Annotated in this window: 13 protein-coding genes; 11 read left to right on the forward strand and 2 right to left on the reverse strand. The window is 65.2% G+C overall.

The window, feature by feature from the left end; all coding sequences use genetic code 11:
- The first annotated feature begins 18 nt into the window (after positions 1–18).
- The 10 genes from murC to ligA all read left to right on the forward strand — a co-directional run bounded on the left by murC (position 19) and on the right by ligA (position 14,462).
- A complete protein-coding gene (murC, locus tag IVB47_RS05555; protein ID WP_247460559.1) occupies positions 19–1,422 on the forward strand; it encodes a UDP-N-acetylmuramate--L-alanine ligase in 1,404 nt (467 codons plus the stop codon).
- Positions 1,423–1,426: 4 nt separating this feature from the next.
- Positions 1,427–2,347, forward strand: a complete 921-nt coding sequence (gene murB, locus IVB47_RS05560; protein ID WP_027570705.1) for a UDP-N-acetylmuramate dehydrogenase — start codon at positions 1,427–1,429, stop codon at positions 2,345–2,347.
- A gap of 22 nt (positions 2,348–2,369) precedes the next feature.
- Positions 2,370–3,356, forward strand: a complete 987-nt coding sequence (locus IVB47_RS05565) for a D-alanine--D-alanine ligase (RefSeq protein WP_247460304.1) — start codon at positions 2,370–2,372, stop codon at positions 3,354–3,356.
- A gap of 350 nt (positions 3,357–3,706) precedes the next feature.
- Positions 3,707–4,747: a cell division protein FtsQ/DivIB gene (locus IVB47_RS05570; RefSeq protein WP_027570707.1), complete on the forward strand. Its 1,041-nt coding sequence runs from the start codon at positions 3,707–3,709 to the stop codon at positions 4,745–4,747.
- Complete coding sequence (gene ftsA, locus IVB47_RS05575) at positions 4,744–6,066, forward strand: cell division protein FtsA (RefSeq protein ID WP_007613530.1); 1,323 nt, start codon at positions 4,744–4,746, stop codon at positions 6,064–6,066. The genes IVB47_RS05570 and ftsA overlap by 4 nt, the downstream gene beginning before the upstream one ends.
- An 87-nt stretch (positions 6,067–6,153) precedes the next feature.
- Positions 6,154–7,959 (forward strand): cell division protein FtsZ, encoded by a 1,806-nt coding sequence (ftsZ, locus tag IVB47_RS05580; RefSeq protein WP_027570708.1) that lies wholly within the window; start codon positions 6,154–6,156, stop codon positions 7,957–7,959.
- Between the two features lie 361 nt (positions 7,960–8,320).
- On the forward strand, positions 8,321–9,283 hold the full coding sequence (lpxC, locus tag IVB47_RS05585) for a UDP-3-O-acyl-N-acetylglucosamine deacetylase (protein ID WP_026232696.1): 963 nt from the start codon (positions 8,321–8,323) through the stop codon (positions 9,281–9,283).
- A 295-nt stretch (positions 9,284–9,578) separates the two neighbouring features.
- Positions 9,579–10,514 (forward strand): outer membrane protein assembly factor BamD, encoded by a 936-nt coding sequence (locus tag IVB47_RS05590; RefSeq protein ID WP_247460307.1) that lies wholly within the window; start codon positions 9,579–9,581, stop codon positions 10,512–10,514.
- 13 nt (positions 10,515–10,527) lie between these two features.
- Complete coding sequence (recN, locus tag IVB47_RS05595; RefSeq protein WP_247460309.1) at positions 10,528–12,201, forward strand: DNA repair protein RecN; 1,674 nt, start codon at positions 10,528–10,530, stop codon at positions 12,199–12,201.
- A gap of 107 nt (positions 12,202–12,308) precedes the next feature.
- Positions 12,309–14,462 (forward strand): NAD-dependent DNA ligase LigA, encoded by a 2,154-nt coding sequence (ligA, locus tag IVB47_RS05600; RefSeq protein ID WP_247460311.1) that lies wholly within the window; start codon positions 12,309–12,311, stop codon positions 14,460–14,462.
- 192 nt (positions 14,463–14,654) lie between these two features.
- On the opposite strand, the gene IVB47_RS05605 is transcribed toward ligA, so the two are convergent.
- Positions 14,655–15,932, reverse strand: coding sequence for a multidrug effflux MFS transporter (locus tag IVB47_RS05605; protein WP_247460312.1), 1,278 nt, complete (start codon positions 15,930–15,932; stop codon positions 14,655–14,657).
- A 320-nt stretch (positions 15,933–16,252) separates the two neighbouring features.
- Positions 16,253–18,082, reverse strand: a complete 1,830-nt coding sequence (locus tag IVB47_RS05610) for an aminopeptidase P family protein (RefSeq protein WP_247460314.1) — start codon at positions 18,080–18,082, stop codon at positions 16,253–16,255.
- A gap of 188 nt (positions 18,083–18,270) precedes the next feature.
- Between IVB47_RS05610 and IVB47_RS05615 the strand changes: the two genes are divergently transcribed.
- Positions 18,271–18,450, forward strand: a complete 180-nt coding sequence (locus IVB47_RS05615) for a hypothetical protein (protein WP_027570714.1) — start codon at positions 18,271–18,273, stop codon at positions 18,448–18,450.
- Positions 18,451–18,473: the final 23 nt, after the last annotated feature.

The following is an 18,473-nucleotide window of genomic DNA, read 5'->3' on the forward strand; positions in this document are numbered from 1 at the left end:
GGAACTGCGGGATACGCCATGAGACTGCCGCGCGAGATCGGACCCATCCACTTCGTCGGGATCGGCGGGATCGGCATGAGCGGCATCGCCGAGGTGCTGCTCAATCTCGGCTATTCCGTGCAGGGCTCGGACGCCTCCGACAATTACAATCTCGACCGTCTGCGCAAGAACGGCGCGAAGGTCTCGCTCGGCCACAAGGCGGAGAACGTCGACGGTGCCGAGGTCGTCGTGGTCTCCACCGCGATCAAGCGTGACAATCCGGAACTGACGGCGGCGCGCGAACGGCGTATCCCGGTGGTGCGCCGCGCCGAGATGCTGGCCGAACTGATGCGGCTGAAGAGCTGCGTCGCCATCGCCGGCACCCACGGCAAGACCACCACGACTACGATGGTCGCGACGCTGCTCGACGCCGGCGGCCTCGATCCCACCGTCATCAACGGGGGCATCATCAACGCCTATGGCTCGAATGCGCGTCTCGGTGCGGGTGACTGGATGGTGGTCGAAGCCGACGAGAGCGACGGCACGTTCCTGAAGCTGCCGACCGAAGTCGCGATCGTCACCAATGTCGATCCCGAGCATCTCGATCACTTCAAGACCTTCGAGGCGGTGCAAGACGCGTTCCGAAACTTCGTCGAGAACCTGCCGTTCTATGGCTTCGCCGTGATGTGCATCGATCATCCCGTGGTGCAGACTCTTGTCGGCAAGATCGAGGATCGGCGCATCATCACCTATGGCGAGAATCCGCAGGCCGATGTGCGCTTCGTCGACCTGGCCCCGACGGGCGGCGGATCGAAGTTCAAGGTTGCGTTCCGCGATCGCAAGACGGGCGCCGTGCACGAGATTGCCGATCTCATGCTGCCGATGCCGGGACGCCACAATGCCTCCAACGCGACGGCCGCGATTGCGGTCGCGCGCGAGCTCGGCGTGTCGGACGAGGCGATCCGCAAGGCGATCGCCGGCTTCGGCGGTGTCAAGCGCCGCTTCACCAAGACCGGCGAATGGAACGGCGTCACCGTTATCGACGATTACGGCCATCATCCGGTCGAGATCGCGGCGGTGCTGAAGGCGGCGCGGGAATCCACCAACGGCAAGATCGTCGCCGTGGTGCAGCCGCATCGTTATACCCGGCTGCAGTCGCTGTTCGAGGAATTCTGCACCTGTTTCAACGACGCGGATGCGGTGATCGTCGCCGAGGTCTATGCCGCGGGCGAGACGCCGATCGAGGGCATCGACCGAGACCATTTCGCCGCGGGCCTGCGCGCCCACGGCCACCGCGAGGTGATCCCGCTGCCGGCGGCGTCCGATCTCGCCGGCATCGTCAAGGGCGTGGCGAAATCGGGCGATCTCGTCGTGTGCCTGGGGGCCGGCAACATCACGCAATGGGCCTATGCCTTGCCCGGCGAGTTGAAGGCGCTGGGGTAGGGCAGTGAGCTTCCCCGACATCACACCCGACCTCCAAGCCGCGATGCCGGATCTTCGCGGCCGGTTGCTGGCGAACCAGTCGCTCGCCGAGCTCACCTGGTTTCGCGTCGGGGGGCCCGCGCAGGTGCTGTTCACGCCGGCGGACGAGGACGATCTCGCTTATTTCCTCGCGCATCTCGCAAGCGACATTCCCGTCTATGTCGTCGGTGTCGGCTCCAACCTGATCGTGCGCGACGGCGGCATTGCGGGCGTGGTGGTCCGTCTGGCGCCGCGCGCCTTTGGCGAGGCGAGCGCGAGCGGCGATGTCGTCACCGCAGGCGCAGCAGCGCTCGACAAGCGCGTGGCGGAAGTCGCCGCGGGCGCGAACATCGGGGGGCTCGAATTCTACTTCGGCATTCCCGGCACGATCGGCGGCGCGCTTCGCATGAACGCGGGCGCCAATGGCGGCGAGACCAGGGACGTGTTGATCGAGGCGCGAGGCGTCGGGCGCGACGGCAAGAAGCACGTCTTCTCCAATGCCGACATGAAGTTCGTCTACCGCAACTGCGGCGTCGATCCCTCCATCATCTTCACCTTTGCGCGTTTCCGTGGCGAGATCAGGGATGCCGACGCGATCCGCGCGCGCATGGCGGAAGTGCAGACCCATCGCGAGACCGCGCAGCCGATCCGCGAAAAGACCGGCGGCTCGACCTTCAAGAACCCGCCCGGCCATTCCGCCTGGAAGCTGGTCGATGCCGCCGGCTGCCGCGGCCTGCGCGTCGGCGGCGCGGAGGTGTCCGAGATGCACTGCAATTTCCTGATCAACACGGGCAATGCCACCGCGCACGACATCGAGATGTTGGGCGAGACCGTTCGTGAACGGGTGAAGACGAATTCCGGAATTGAGCTACACTGGGAAATCAAGCGGATCGGAATTCCCGGCTAATTTGGACAAGCGACGAGAGAACATGCGCATCACCATCCTCTTCGGCGGCTCCAACCGCGAACGTCTGGTTTCGGTCGCCTCAGCCCAGGCGCTGCATCAAGCGCTGCCCGAGGCCGATCTCTGGTGGTGGGACGTCGAGGACAAGGTGCATGTCGTGCAGTCCAGACAGCTGCTCGAACATGCCCGCCCGTTCGAGGACGAGTTCAAGCCGGGCACGTCAGGCATTCCGTTGGAGCAGGCGCTCGACCAGGCCAGGGCGGAGAACCGCGTGCTGGTGCTCGGCCTGCACGGCGGTCGTGCCGAGAACGGCGAATTGCAGGTGATGTGCGAGGCGCGCGGCGTGCCGTTCACCGGATCGGGCTCGGCCTCCTCGCATCTCGCGTTCGACAAGTTCGCGGCCAAGCATTTCGCCGCGCTCGGCGGCGTGTCGCCGCCGGCCAACATTGCGCTGGACCAGATCGACGAGGCCTTCGCCGAATACGGCCGGCTGATTGCAAAGCCCGCCAGGGATGGCTCGAGCTACGGTCTGATCTTCGTCAACGCCAAGCAGGATCTGGTCGCCGTCCGCAATGCAGCGAAGCACGAAGAGTATGTGATCGAGCCCTACATCGCCGGCATCGAGGCGACCTGCGGCGTGCTGGAGCGGCCGGATGGCTCGATCATCTCGCTGCCGCCGATCGAGATCATCCCGGGCGAGGGCAGTTTCGACTACGCGGCGAAATATCTTTTGAAGTCGACCCAGGAGATCTGTCCAGGCCGCTTCACGGCGGAGATCACCGCCGCACTGAAGCAGCAGGCGATGCTGGCGCACCGGGCGATGTCGTGTACCGGCTATTCGCGTTCGGACTTCATCGTCTCGGACAAGGGGCTGGTCTATCTCGAAACCAACACGCTACCCGGCCTGACCAAGTCCTCGCTCTACCCCAAGGCGCTGAAGGCCGAGGGCATCGCGTTCGTCGAGTTCCTGCGCGGCCTGGTCGAGCTCGCCGTGGCCGGTGTGCGAAAATAATTAGGACTGGTTAACGGCCGAACTGGCGAAACGGCCGGTTTTGGAACCCAAAACCGGTAAAATGCCGGATATTGCGGCATAAATGCCTCACAGGCCTGGGCAAAACGCTCACGTCGTTAACGAACTTTACCTTTTGTTTACCAGGACGTCCGAAGGTTAACGCTGGCGGCGCATATGACGCTTTGGCTGCCGGCGCGTGGACCGTTGCGGGTGTTGTCACTCCCAGCGAACGCTCTGAAGGGGAGAGGTTTTCTTCTGCTGAAGACCAGCACCCGGCCCGGCAAGTCCGAGACGTCATGTTCGCCAGGACCCGCGCGATGTCGCGGGCAAACTGTTGACGAGCTCGTGCAATGGATGGAGCAGGAAGCCTCACTCGGTCGCTTTTCAGATCGCTGAGGCCCCAAGCTGACCTGAAGGCGGCCGCTATCGGAGCGGTCGTGCTTCTGCGCGAGTGGGTGCAGGACAAGCGTCTGGAACGAGTTCACGGCGCGCGTGCTGCGGCCAACGAAAAGATTAAAACCAAAGCCCGGGCCAAAGCCATCATCGAGCGCGAGCCGACGCCGCGGTTGGTCGCGCTGGTCGAGCGCTATCTGCCGCGCCGGGTCGGGATCAGCATGACGGTGCTGCTCCTGATCGGAAGCTGCGGCTTCGGTATCGTCAAGGGCGGCCATCTCCAGGATTTCATCACGGCGGTCAACGACACCCGCAACGCGCTGGCCAATTCCGCCGGCTTCCGCATCACCTCCGTCGTGATCAACGGCCGCAAGCAGCTCAGCCAGGACGAGATCCTCGCGATCGGCGGCGTCAGCGGCCGATCCTCGCTGCTGTTCCTCGACGCCGACGCCGTGCGCGACAAGCTCAAGGCCAATCCCTGGATCGCGGACGCGACCGTGCTGAAGCTCTATCCGGGCCAGCTCATGATCGAGCTCACCGAGCGCAAGGCGTTCGCGCTGTGGCAGGAGGCCGGCCGGCTCTCCGTCATCGCCGACGATGGCGCCGTGCTCGAACCCTATGTCTCGCGCCGATTCCTGTCGCTGCCGCTCGTGGTCGGCAAGGGCGCCGATACGCAGGCCCGCGATTTCCTCGCTTTGCTGGCGCGCTATCCGCAGGTCAATTCGATCACAAAGGCCGCGATCTTCGTAGGGGAGCGGCGCTGGAACCTGAGGCTCAAGGATGGCCTCGACATCCGCCTGCCCGAGCAGGACGTCGGCAACGCGCTTGCGATGCTGTCCAGGCTCGACAAGGAGGACAGGCTGTTCTCCCGCGACATCGTCGCGGTCGACCTGCGCCTGCCCGATCGGCTGGTGGTGCAGCTGTCCGAGGACGCCGCCAAGGCGCGCGACGATTTGTTCAAGGACAAGAAGAAGAAAAAGGCCGGGGACGCTGCATGACCGGTCTTGATCGCACCCAGACACCGAAGACACGCCCGATGCCGCACAAGCGCGGCGGCCTCGTCGCCTGCCTCGACATCGGCACCAGCAAGATTGCCTGCATGATCGCGCGGCTGAAGCCGTCGGCGCCGAGCGAAGCCCTGCGCGACCGGACCCATGCGGTGGAGCTGATCGGCTACAGCCAGATCCAGTCCCGCGGCATGAAGGCCGGCGCCGTGATTGATCTCGGCGAATGCGAGCAGGCGGTACGACAGGCCGTCGGGCTTGCGGAGAAAATGGCCAAGGTGCGGGTCGAGTCCGTGCTGCTGTCGGTCTCCGGCGGTCGGCTCTCCGGTCAGCTGGTCGAAGCTGCGGCCGACATCCGCGGCGGCGCCGTGACGCCGGCCGATGTCAGCCGCGTCACCTCCACCGGCATGCGCCACGCCACCGGCGAAGGCCGCACCGTGCTGCACGCGCTGCCGGTCGGCTACACGCTCGACGGCGTCAAGGGCATCCGCGATCCCCGCGGCATGGTCGCGCATCAGTTCGGCATCGACATGAACGTCGTCACCTGCGACGCCACGGTGGCGCGGAACCTGATGCTGGCGGTCGAACGCTGCCACATCAACGTCGAAGCCATGGCGGCAAGCCCCTATGTGGCCGGCCTGTCGGTGCTGACCGACGACGAGGCCGATCTCGGCGCTGCCGTGGTCGAGATGGGCGCGGGCACCACCACGATCGCGGTCTTTTCCGGCGGTCGCTTCGTGCATGCCGCCGGTTTTGCGGTCGGCGGGCAACACATCACGATGGATCTGGCGCGCGGGCTCTCCGCGACCATTGCCGATGCCGAGCGAATCAAGACGTTATACGGGACCGTCATCACCGGCGGATCGGACTCGCGTGAGCTGATGTCTGTACCGACAGCCGGTGACGAGCAGGATCTGCCGCAGATCGTCTCCCGCGCTACCATCGCCAACATCGTCAAGCATCGTGCCGAGGAAGTCTTCGAAATGGTTCGGGACAAGCTGAAGGATTCGCCCTTCGCCTCGGAGCCCAACGGCCGCGTCGTGCTCTCGGGCGGGGCTTCGCAGCTCACCGGTCTGGTCGAGCTCGGAACGCAGATTCTCGGCCGGCCCGTGCGGGTCGGACGTCCGCTCGGTTTCGGCCGGCTGCCCAACGAGGCGAAGAACGCCGCCTTTGCGGTGCCGGCCGGACTGCTCGTCTACCCGCAATATGTTCACCACGAACATGTCGAACCGCGGCATACGCGGCAGCAGGTCAGGACGGGGACCGGCGGGTATTTCGGAAAGGTCGGACGATGGCTACGCGAGGGCTTCTGATGACTCCTTCCCGCAATATTCGATTTTCACCAACTCCCGCGGCCGCCGGCCGGGGCGAACCCACGCGCGCGTGATCGAGAGGCAAACATGACCATCAGCATCAATGTTCCTGATATTCACGAACTGAAGCCCCGCATCACCGTGTTCGGCGTCGGCGGCGCCGGTGGTAACGCCGTCAACAACATGATCACGGCGGGCCTCCAGGGCGTCGACTTCGTGGTCGCCAACACCGACGCGCAGGCGCTGACGATGTCGAAGGCGCAGCGCATCGTGCAGATGGGCACGGCCGCCACGCAAGGGTTGGGCGCAGGTTCGCAGCCGGTCGTCGGCGCGGCCGCAGCCGAAGAAGTGATGGACGAACTCCGCGACCATCTCTCGGGCGCCAACATGGTGTTCGTCACCGCCGGCATGGGCGGCGGCACCGGCACCGGTGCGGCTCCCGTGATCGCCAAGATCGCGCGCGAGATGGGCATCCTCACCGTCGGCGTCGTGACCAAGCCCTTCCACTTCGAAGGCGGCCGCCGCATGCGCACCGCGGAAGCGGGTATCAACGAGCTGCACAAGGTCGTCGATACGCTGCTGATCATCCCGAACCAGAACCTGTTCCGGGTCGCCAACGAGAAGACCACCTTCGCCGACGCTTTCGCGATGGCCGACCAGGTGCTCTATTCGGGCGTTGCCTGCATCACCGACCTGATGGTCAAGGAAGGCCTGATCAATCTCGACTTCGCCGACGTTCGCGCCGTCATGCGCGAGATGGGCAAGGCGATGATGGGCACGGGCGAAGCCTCCGGCGACAAGCGCGCGCTGACCGCCGCCGAAGCCGCGATCGCCAACCCGCTGATCGACGATAGCTCGATGAAGGGCGCCAAGGGCCTCCTGATCTCCATCACCGGCGGCAAGGATCTCACGCTGTTCGAGGTCGACGAAGCTGCGACCCGCATCCGCGAGGAAGTCGACCAGGACGCCAACATCATCGTCGGCGCCACCTTCGACGAAGCTCTCGACGGCCTGATCCGCGTCTCGGTCGTCGCCACCGGCATCGAGCAGGCCGCGATCGCGCGTAACAGCCAGGCCACCAGCGCTCCCGTGGCGAATCCTGCTCCGCAGGCGCAGCAGGCTCCCGCTGCTCCGGCCGCGGCTGCCGAGAGCCGTCTTGCCGATTTGACCGCACGGCTGCGCGCCGACAATCAGCGCATGGCCGAGCGCGCCCAGAAGTTCGAAGGGCAGACCCCGGCCGCAGGAACGGGCCAATTTGCCGCCGCTCCCACGGCTCCGCGTCCGAACGTGGAGCGCGCTGCGCTTGCCGCCATCGCCGCCGCCGTTGCGGACGTCCCGCAGGCTCCCGCGCCGATGCAGACCTATGGCGACGTCACAGTGCGGCCGATCGCGCAAAAGCCCACGCTGTTCCCCGAGCCCGAGCAGGCGCCGATGGCCATGCATGAGCCGATGACGCCGGAAACCTTCATCCCGCCGCAGGCCGAGCGTGCGCCGGTCCGCACACCGCGGATGCCGCGGATCGAGGAACTTCCGATGCCCGCCCAGGCCGAGCTTCGCCAGGCCCGCGGCGAGGTCGAGGAGGAGACCCCGCAGAAGACCCGGCTGTCGCTGCTGCAGCGCCTCGCCAATGTCGGCCTCGGCCGTCGTGACGAGGAGAGCGAGGCGCCGATCGCGGCCCGCACCGCCGGTCCCGCGATGCCGCCGCTGCCCGATCGCCGGCCTCAGAAGACCGTGGCGCAGCAAATCGCTTCCACCGAGCCGGTGTCGGAGTATGCCCGTCGTCCCGCGCCGCAGGGCTTGGACATGCACGGCCGTCCCGCGCCTGTTGCCCCGGCGCCACAGGGAGATGACCATCTTGATATCCCGGCCTTCCTGCGGCGGCAGGCGACCTGAGGATTGTTACAATAAGGCAGACAAAAAGGGGTCCCGGCGGGAAGCTTGCCGGGACCTTTTCTTTTGCCCTGTGCGTATCCGGATTGCGTCGCCAAGCAACTGATTTTAAATAATTAATTACATATTCGATGGTTCAGTAAAACTACCGAAAACGGTCCCGAACTCCGGTCCAATTTGGTTAAGCCTTGGCGCGAATACGGCGGGTTTGGGGTAACAATCGGTAAAAAAGCGTGAGTTGGCGCTGTTTGAGGCAGTGACTATGGTTTGCCGTGACTTGGGGATACGGATTCGGAAGCGAGCGGTCTGGGCCGCTCAGTCGGGTTCAGTATAAGTCGCAGTGGTCGTAGTGGGGCGGTTCCTGATGAAATTTAGCCGGCAAACAACGCTTCGTGCGCAAGCCAGTGTGGCAGGCGTCGGCGTTCATTCCGGTCTTCCCGTCACGCTCACGCTTGGACCCGCGCCTGTCGACGCGGGCTTTGTTTTTATCCGCACCGGGCTTGAGGGAAGTGACCGCGAAGTTCAGGCCACCGCCGAGCAGGTGATTGCGACCGATTTCGCCACCGTCCTCGGAGATCGCAACGGCCCGCTGGTTTCCACCGCCGAGCATGTGCTTGCTGCGCTGCGGGGCATGGGCGTCGACAACGCCATCATCGAGATCGACGGGCCGGAAGTGCCGATCATGGACGGCAGCGCGGCAGCCTTCGTTGCGGCGATCGACCAGGCCGGCATCGTGACCCAGCCGGCACAGCGCCGCTTCATCCAGGTTTTGAAGCCGATCTCGGTCAAGATCGGCGACTCCTTCGGCGAAATCAGGCCCTATGCTGACGGGTTCCGCGCCGAGGTCGAGATCGACTTCACCAATCCTGTCATCGGCCAGCAGAGCTACGCCTTCGACCTCAACCCGGAGCGTTTCCGCCGCGAAGTCGGTCGGGCCCGGACTTTCGGTCTGATGTGCGACGTCGCACGGCTCTGGAGCGCGGGGTATGCGCTCGGCGCCTCGTTCGACAACACCGTCGTGTTCGACGAGGAGCGGCTGCTCAACACCGAAGGCCTGCGCTACGCCGACGAATGCGCCCGCCACAAGGTGCTGGACGTGATTGGCGACCTCGCGCTGGCTGGTCTGCCGCTGCTTGGCGCCTACCGCTCGGTGCGTGGCGGCCACAAGCTCAACCACGCCGTCCTGACCGCGCTGCTCGCCGACCGTACAGCGTGGCGGGTGGTCGAGGGCGAGGCAGCCCGCCGTACCACGCGTCCGGTGGCTGAAACCGGTCGCGGCATCGTCGGCGGCCGGATCGCCGCGGTCTACGGGCCGGACGTTTCCTGAAGCGAGACGTTTCCTGAAGCGGATATTTCCTAAAGGAGAGACGGGCCTGAAGAGACCCGTCGCCGCAGGCGTTTGGCGGCGGCTTTCCCCGGGAAACTCCTGGTAACGATGATCGGCTAGGATTGCGGCGCGTTCGCCTTAATCCGGGCGGAATGCCTGCCTATCCGGTTGGTTGAAGATCGTTTTTCGGTTACACCGGCGTGGTCGCACGGCAGGCACCACGGCTATATTTCGCGCCCAGGACGGGGTTCATGGGCTGGCGGACACCGCACCACAGGGCGTCAGGGCAATATTCATGTCGGCACAGCGTATGACGCGCGGATATCTTCAAGTCCCGTCTCGAGAAGTCCCGTCTCGAGAAGTCTCGTCCCGAGAAGTCTCGTCTCGTGCCCGTGGGCTGATTCAGGTTGTCGCCCTCTTCGTGCTCGCGCTGCCGCTGGCCGGCTGCGGCACCGGCGCGCTGTGGGACAAGTTCACCGCCAAGGACGACACCTTCGTCGAGGAGCCCGCCGACAAGATCTACAATGAGGGCCTGTACCTCATGAACGAGAAGAAGGACATGAAGGCGGCGAACAAGAAGTTCGAAGAGGTCGACCGCCAGCATCCTTATTCCGACTGGGCCCGCAAATCATTGCTGATGTCGGCCTACGCGTCCTACCAGGGCGGCGACTATGACAATTGCATCGGCGCGGCCACCCGCTACGTCACGCTGCATCCCGGCAGCCCGGATGCGGCTTATGCGCAATATCTGATTGCCGCCTCGCATTACGACCAGATTCCGGACATCAGCCGCGACCAGACCCGCACCGAGAAGGCGATCGCCTCGCTGGAAGAGGTGGTGCGCAAATATCCGACCTCCGAATATGCGACCTCGGCCAAGGCCAAGATCGAAGGTGCGCGCGACCAGCTCGCCGGCAAGGAAATGAACGTCGGTCGCTATTACGCGCAGAAGCGCGACTACACGGCGGCGATCAACCGCTACAAGGCCGTGGTGACGCAGTACCAGACCACCCGCCATGTCGAAGAGGCGCTGTACCGCCTGACCGAGGCCTATATGGCGATCGGGATCGTCGGCGAGGCTCAGACGGCCGCCGCCGTGCTCGGGCATAATTTTCCTGACAGTCGCTGGTACAAGGACGCCTATAATCTTGTAAAATCGGGCGGTCTCGAACCGAGCGAGAATCAGGGGTCCTGGATTAGCAAGACCTTCAAGAAAATGGGTCTCGGCTAGGAAATAGAGTTCCATGCTGGCGCGTCTGTCGATCCGTGACATCGTCCTGATCGAACGGCTCGATATCGAATTCGCACCGGGCCTCGCGGTTTTGACCGGCGAGACCGGTGCGGGCAAATCCATCCTGCTCGATGCCTTTGCGTTGGCGCTCGGCGGCCGCGGCGATGCCGGCCTCGTGCGGCATGGGGCGGAGCAGGGGCAGGTCACTGCCGTATTCGATATCCCAAAAAACCATCCCGCGGCCAAAATCCTCGCGGAGAACGGGCTGGACGATACCGGCGAGATGATTCTCCGCCGGGTCCAGCTCGCCGACGGCCGCACCCGCGCCTTCATCAACGACCAGGCGATCAGCGTGCAGACGCTGAAGGCGGTCGGGGCTGCCCTGGTCGAGATCCACGGCCAGCACGACGAGCGCGCGCTGGTCGATGCCGCCACCCACCGCCGCCTGCTCGACGCCTTCGCCGGTCTCGAAAAGGACGTCTCGGCGGTCGAGGCGCTCTGGGACGCACGCCGCACCGCCAGCACCGCGCTGGAGGAGCATCGTGCCGGCATGGAGCGCGCTGCGCGCGAAGCCGATTACCTCCGCCACGCCTCCGACGAATTGAAGCAGCTCGCGCCCAAGGACGGCGAGGAGACCTCGCTGGCCTCGAGGCGCACGACCATGATGCAGGGCGAGAAGATCGCCTCCGACTTGCGCGAGGCGCAGGAGGCGGTCGGTGGCCACCATTCGCCGGTCGCCTCGCTGTCGGCGGCCGTGCGCCGGCTGGAGCGTCGCGGCGTCAACTCGCCGGCGCTGGTCGAACCCGCGGTGAGGGCGATCGACATCGCGATCAACGCGCTGGAGGAGGCCGACCAGCATCTCCAGGCGGCGCTTGCCGCGACCGATTTTGATCCCTCGGAGCTCGAACGCATCGAGGAGCGCTTGTTCGCGTTGCGCGCCGCGTCGCGCAAATATTCGACGCCGGTCGACGGGCTCGCCGCGCTTGCCGCAAGATACGCCGCCGATGTCGTTCTGATCGATGCCGGCGCCTCCCGGCTGAAAAAGCTGGAGCAGGCTGCGATCGAGGCCGATGCGCGCTATGCGGCGGCCGCCAAGAAGCTGTCGATGGCGCGGCAGAAATCGGCGGAGAAGCTCAACAAGGCGGTCAATGCCGAGCTCGCGCCGCTCAAGCTCGAACGCGCCAAGTTCATGACCCAGGTCCAGACCGACGAGGCCGCTCCAGGCCCGCAAGGGTTCGACCGCGTCGAGTTCTGGGTGCAGACCAACCCGGGCACCAAGCCGGGGCCGATGATGAAGGTCGCCTCCGGCGGCGAGCTGTCGCGTTTCCTGCTGGCGCTGAAGGTGGTGCTGTCCGACCGCGGCTCGGCGCCGACCTTGGTGTTCGACGAGATCGACACCGGTGTCGGCGGCGCGGTCGCGGACGCGATCGGCGGACGGCTGGCGCGGCTCGCCGGCAAGGTTCAGGTGATGGCCGTAACCCACGCCCCGCAGGTCGCCGCCCGTGCCGACCAGCATCTGCTGATCTCCAAGGACGCGCTGGACAAGGGCAAGCGCGTCGCCACCCGCGTCAATGCACTCGCCGCCGACCACCGCCGCGAGGAGATCGCGCGGATGCTCGCCGGCGCCGAGATCACCGCCGAGGCGAGGGCTGCCGCGGACCGTTTGCTCAAGGCGGCGACGGCTTGATTTCGTGTCCCGGACGCGCGCAAGCGCCGGGGCCCTAAACGTAATGTCCGGGGTACGAAACTGTAACCGCCTTTACCCTCCCGCCCGCTCCATCGTATCCAAGCACCATGGCCAGAGCAGCAAAATCGAAACCAGCACCGCTTCGCGACGTCGCCGACCTCACCAAGGCGCAGGCCAAGGTCGAGCACATGCGGCTCGCGCTCGAGATCGAGGGGCACAACGAGCGCTACTACCAGGACGACGCGCCCACAGTCACCGATGCCGCGTATGACGCGCTGCGCCAGCGCTTCAACGCGATCGAGAAGCGCTTTCCGGAATTCGTCAGCGCGGACTCGCCGTCGCAGAAAGTCGGCGCTGCACCGTCGGGCCGCTTCAAGAAGGTGCGGCATGCCGTCCCCATGCTGTCGCTCGACAACGCCTTTGCGGAAGAGGATCTGCGCGACTTCGTCGGCCGCATCGTGCGGTTCCTGAAGCTCGACGACGACAGAATCGATTTCTCGGCCGAGCCGAAGATCGACGGCCTCTCGATGTCGCTGCGCTATGAGGGTGGTGAGCTCGCCACCGCCGCGACGCGCGGTGACGGCGCGGTCGGCGAGGACGTCACCGCAAACATCCGCACCCTCGAAGACGTGCCGCAAAAGCTGAAGGGCCGCAACGTCCCCGACATCTGCGAGGTGCGCGGCGAGGTCTACATGACCAAGAAGGCCTTCCTCGCGCTCAACGAGCGGCAGAAGGCGGAAGGCAGCACCATCTTCGCCAATCCGCGCAATTCGGCCGCGGGTTCGCTCCGGCAGAAGGACCCGACCATCACCGCCTCGCGTCCCCTCGGCTTCTTCGCCTATGCCTGGGGCGAGATGAGCGCGATGCCGGAGGGCACGCAGAGCGGCATGATCCATTGGTTCGAGCGCTGCGGCTTCAGGACCAACCCGCTGACCAAGCTCTGTCACTCCGTCGAGGAACTGCTGGCGTTTCATCGTGCGATCGAGGAACAGCGCGCAAAACTCGACTACGACATCGACGGCGTCGTCTACAAGGTCGACCGCATCGACTGGCAGGAACGGCTCGGCTTCGTCTCGCGCACGCCGCGCTGGGGCATCGCCCATAAATTCCCCGCCGAGCGCGCCACGACGGTGTTGCGCGACATCGAGATCCAGGTCGGCCGCACCGGCTCGTTCACGCCGGTGGGCAAGCTCGAACCGGTCGGCGTCGGCGGCGTGATCGTGCAGAACGTCACGCTGCACAACGAGGATTACATCAAGGGTATCGGCAACAAGGGCGAGGTGCTGCGCGAGGGCCGCGACATCAGGATCGGCGACACCGTCGTGATTCAGCGTGCCGGCGACGTCATCCCGCAGGTGGTCGACGTCGTCCTCGACAAGCGGCCGAAGGCTGCCAGGGAATTCCAGTTTCCGAAGAAGTGCCCGTGCCCGTTGCATACTGATGTCACGCGCGAGGAGACGGCGGCGGGCGAAGAGGGCTCACGCGCTCGCTGCACCGGCGAGTTCGCCTGCCCCTACCAGAAGATCGAGCATTTGAAGCTGTTCGTGTCGCGGCGCGCCTTCGACATCGACGGCCTTGGCGAGAAGCAGCTCCAGTACTTCTTCGACGAGGGTTTTGTGAAGGAGCCAGCCGACATCTTCACGCTGGAAAAGCGCAACGCAAAACTCAAATTGGAGGACATCGAGGGTTACGGCGCAACCTCGGTGCGCAATTTGTTCGGCGCGATCGAGAGCCGTCGCAAGATTGCACTGGAGCGCTTCATCTACGCGCTTGGCATGCGCCATGTCGGCGAGACCACGGCGCTGGCGCTGGCACGCGGCTACGGCTCCTGGGACGCCTTCCACGACGCCAGCCTCAAGGTTGCCAAGGGCGACGAGGAGGCAATGGCCGAGATGGATGCGCTCGACCAGATCGGCGAGACCGTGATCAAGAGCATCGCCGATTATTTCGGCGAGAGCCACAATCGCGGCATCGTCGAGCGGCTGACGAAGGAGGTCGAGGTCGTCGACGCCGAGAAGCCGAAGAGCAACTCCGCCGTCGCCGGCAAGACCGTGGTGTTCACGGGCTCGCTGGAGAAGATGACGCGCGACGAGGCCAAGGCCACCGCTGAGCGGCTAGGCGCAAAAGTGTCCGGCTCGGTGTCCAAGAAAACCGATCTCGTCGTCGCCGGCCCCGGCGCGGGTTCGAAGCTCGCGGAAGCCAACAAGCATGGCGTCAAGGTGCTGACCGAGGACGAGTGGCTGACGCTGATCGGGGAGTGAGGGCTTCTTTCGTCATTGCGAGCGAAGCGAAGCAACTGTCATTGCGAGCGAAGCGAAGCAATCCAACTATTTCCGCGGCACGGATTCTGGATTGCCTTCGTGCCGCGGAAATAGCCTGGATTGCTTCGCTTCGCTCGCAATGCGGAAAATTGGAGGAAGCCATCATGTCCCAAGTACGCGGCGTGCCATCCCTCACATCATCCCGCTCTCTTCCTCTTCCGCCTGCTCGATCAGCGTCTCGTTCACCATGACCTCGCGGCGGGGGACGACGAAGATCATCGTGCAGGCGCACAGCAGGGAGATCGCCAGCACTGCGGCGGTGAGCGGCAGCGTGGTCGCGGAATGGCCGCCGAGATAGGCGCCGAATTGCGACATCAGCGCGCCGATGCCCTGCTGGAGAAAGCCCATCGCACCTGATGCGGTGCCGGCGGCCTCGGGACGGACGCTGATGGCGCCGGCGGCCGAGTTCGCCATCACGAAGGCATTGCCGACCATCACGATCATCTGCGTGCCGAACAGCCAGGCGGGTGCCTCGTTCCAGCCGGTGAAACTCCACAGCAGGTTCAACAGGCTGCCGCAAAGCTGGAGCGCGAGGCCGAACCAGATCAACTTCTCCAGCGAGTGCCGCGGCGCAAAGCGCACGCAGAGCAGATTGCCGACGAGATAGGCAAAACCCGTCGTCGCGAACCACGCGCCGTATTCGGCGCTGGTCCTGCCCATCTGCGTCACTACGATATAGGGGCCGCCGCCGGCGAAGGTGAAGATGATCTGCGACGCCAGCACCTGGCACATCACGTAGCCGACGAAGGCGCGGTTGCGGATCAGGATGCCGACATCGCCGCGAAAGCCGCTGCCGGCGGCGCGGTCTCGGCGCGTCTCGGGCAGCGCGAATGCGATGCCGACGGCGACAATGATCGCGGCGACGGTGATGGCGTAGAAGATCGCGCGCCAGCCGAATGCCGTCTCGATCAGGCCGCCGGTGAGCGGGGAGACCATCTGCCCGATCATCAGCGCCGCGACCACGAGGCTGATCATCGAGGCGACGCGATCGCGCTGGTAGATGTCGCGGATGATGGCGCGGCTCACCACCATGCCGGCGGCGCCGCCCAGCGCCTGGAAGAAGCGCGCGGCGATCAGCTGCGGCAGGGTTTCCGCGAAGATACAGGCGACGCTGGCGACGACCATCAGCGCCAGGCCTCCAAGCAGCACCGGGCGCCGCCCGAAACGGTCCGACAGCGGGCCCATGATGAGTTGCGATAGCGCGATGCCGACCATGTACAGCGACACCGTCATCTGCGCGACCGAGATATCGCTGCCAAAGGTCGTCGCCAGCACCGGTAGCGCCGGAACCAGCATGTAAAGCGAGATCGGCGCGATGCCGGTCATGACGACGAGCAGCAGCAACACCACGCGCGAGGTCGCGAGGTTGTGTTGCGCCGCTGGCGGCGGCGTGCTGATCATGCCGTGCATGCGTGTCCGTCTCGCAGAAATTCGAATCGGACTGTAGCGCGCTCGCACAAGACGCATATCGGCGTTTTGGAATGCGGCTATACGGATTCCGGGACGGTGATAATGGCGGCGCGATGATGATGAATTGGGCGCGTTGCTCGTGCCGCGTGACAGGTGTCATGCCCCGCGGAGGCGGGGAATCCAGTATTCCAGAGGCAGCAGTGATTGAATCGAGAGGCCGCGGCGTACTGGATGCCCCGCCTTCGCGGAGCATGACAGCTGTGGTGGTGAGACAGCCTTGCACAAAACACGTAGTGCCATGCGACGTCGCGACGACGCGCTTACGCCTTCAGCTCCGCCGTGGCCTGGTCCAGCCACGCCTTCGTCGTCTCATCCAGGGCCGGCCGCACCTCGGCCCTGACGCGCGCGTGATAGGCGTTGAGCCAGTCGAGCTCGTCCTTGCTGAGCATGCCGACATCGATCAGCCGGCGGTCGATCGGTGCCAGGGTCAGCGTCTCGAACGCGTTCATCGATTTCTCAGCGCCCTTGATGTCGGCTGCGACCACCAGTTCGAGGTTCTCGATGCGGATGCCGAAGCCGTCGGTCTTGTAGTAGCCGGGCTCGTTGGACAGGATCATGCCTCGCTTCAGCGGCGTGGTGCCGAGCTTCGATATCCGTGCCGGTCCTTCGTGCACCGAGAGATAGCTGCCGACGCCGTGGCCGGTGCCATGCTCGAAATCGACGCCGGCGGCCCAGAGATATTGCCGTGCCAGTGTGTCGAGTTGCGCGCCGGTCGCGCCGTCGGGAAAGATCGCGCGGGCGATTGCGATGTGGCCGCGCAGCACACGCGTGAAGCGGTCGCGCATCTCGTCGGTCGGCTCGCCCACGGCCATGGTGCGGGTGACGTCGGTGGTGCCGTCTTCGTATTGCGCACCTGAATCGATCAGCAGCAGATCGCCCGGCACGATCCGCCGGTTGCTCTTGCGGGTGACGCGGTAGTGTACGATGGCGCCATTCGGGCCGGTGCCCGATATGGTCGGGAATGACACGTCCTTGAGCGCGCCGGTGTCGCGGCGGAGCGTCTCCAGCGCCTCGACCGCGTCGATCTCGGTGAGCTTGCCGCTTGCCGCCTCGCGATCGATGAAGGCGAGGAAGCGCGCCAGCGCCACCGCGTCGCGCCGGTGCGCCGTTTGCGTGCCCTTGATCTCGGTCGTGTTCTTGACCGCCTTGAGCAGTGCGATCGGATCGCTGCCGCGCACCGGCTTGCCACCGGCACCCGTGATCAGCCGGCTGAGGGCATCGGCCGCGGTCGCATTGTCGAGCGCGATCGATCCACCGCTCTTGGCGAGCGCCATCAGCGTCGGCGCCATCGCATCGGGCTCGCGCACGTCGGCGGACTGCTCGAGATGGTCGCGGGTCAGATTGGAGAGCTTGCGGTGATCGATGAAGATGGTGGGACGGCCGTCCTTCGGCACCAGCGCATAGGACAGTGGCAGCGGCGTATGCGCGACGTCGGCGCCGCGGATGTTGAAGGTCCAGGCCACGGCATGGCTGTCGGACAGCACCAACGCATCGACGCCGAGCTTGCCGATCTCGCTCCTGATCTGCGTCAGCTTCTCGGCTTCAGTCACGCCAGCATGTTGCATCCCGTGCACCGTGACCGGCGCAATCGGCGGCTGTGGGCGGTCCTGCCAGATCGCATCGACCGGATTGCTGTCGACGGCGACCAACTCGGCACCGGCCTTGGTGCAGGCGGCGGACAAACGCTCGGCTGCCGCAAAAGTGTGCAGCCACGGATCAAATCCTAGGCGGTCGCCGGCCTTCAGGTGTGCCGACATCCAGCTTTCCGGCGGGGGATCGATCAGAGATTCCACGGCCCAGGCCCTTGAATCGACCTGCTTGGCCGCCTGGATCGTGTAGCGGCCATCGACGAACACCGCGGCCTCGTGCGTCAGCACCACCGCCAGTCCCGCCGAGCCGGTAAAACCGGTCAGCCAGGCCAGACGCTCTTCCGACGGCGGCACATACTCATTCTGCTGCTGGTCGGCGCGTGGAATCACGAAACCGGTCAGCTTGCGGCGGGCGAGTTCTTCACGGAGCGCGGCCAACCGGGCCGTCAATGCGACGCCCGCCTCGGGCTCCTCGAATGTCTGGAAGTGCGCTTCGAACATGGTGGATCACTTTATGATCATGCGGATCAGTCCGCAATGTAGACGCATTTGAGGTCGTATCTGGCATGGACTGTGCTTGAACAAGTTCCATTCGAATTGAGTGGAGTACAGGATGCGGCAGTTGCGCTTCGTCCGGATAACAGGGAAATTCGAGCAAGTTGTTCATCTCAATGACGAGGGGACACTCGATGCCAGCGTTCACGTTTGAGAAGATTACGCCGCCGGTGCGCCGCGCCCCGGCTGCGGCAACACCGAAGAAACCGCGCGGCCTCATCAACCAGATGATCGACCGTTTCGCCGAACGCCGCGCGAGGCGCGCCTCGCGGGCCGAGCGCGCGATGCGCCCGGACGAGAAGGCGGCAAAGTAGCGGCATCTACGGCAGCACCCGTA

It is taken from the genome of Bradyrhizobium sp. 62 (assembly GCF_023073035.1).
In the GTDB taxonomy this organism is placed as follows: Bacteria; Pseudomonadota; Alphaproteobacteria; order Rhizobiales; family Xanthobacteraceae; genus Bradyrhizobium.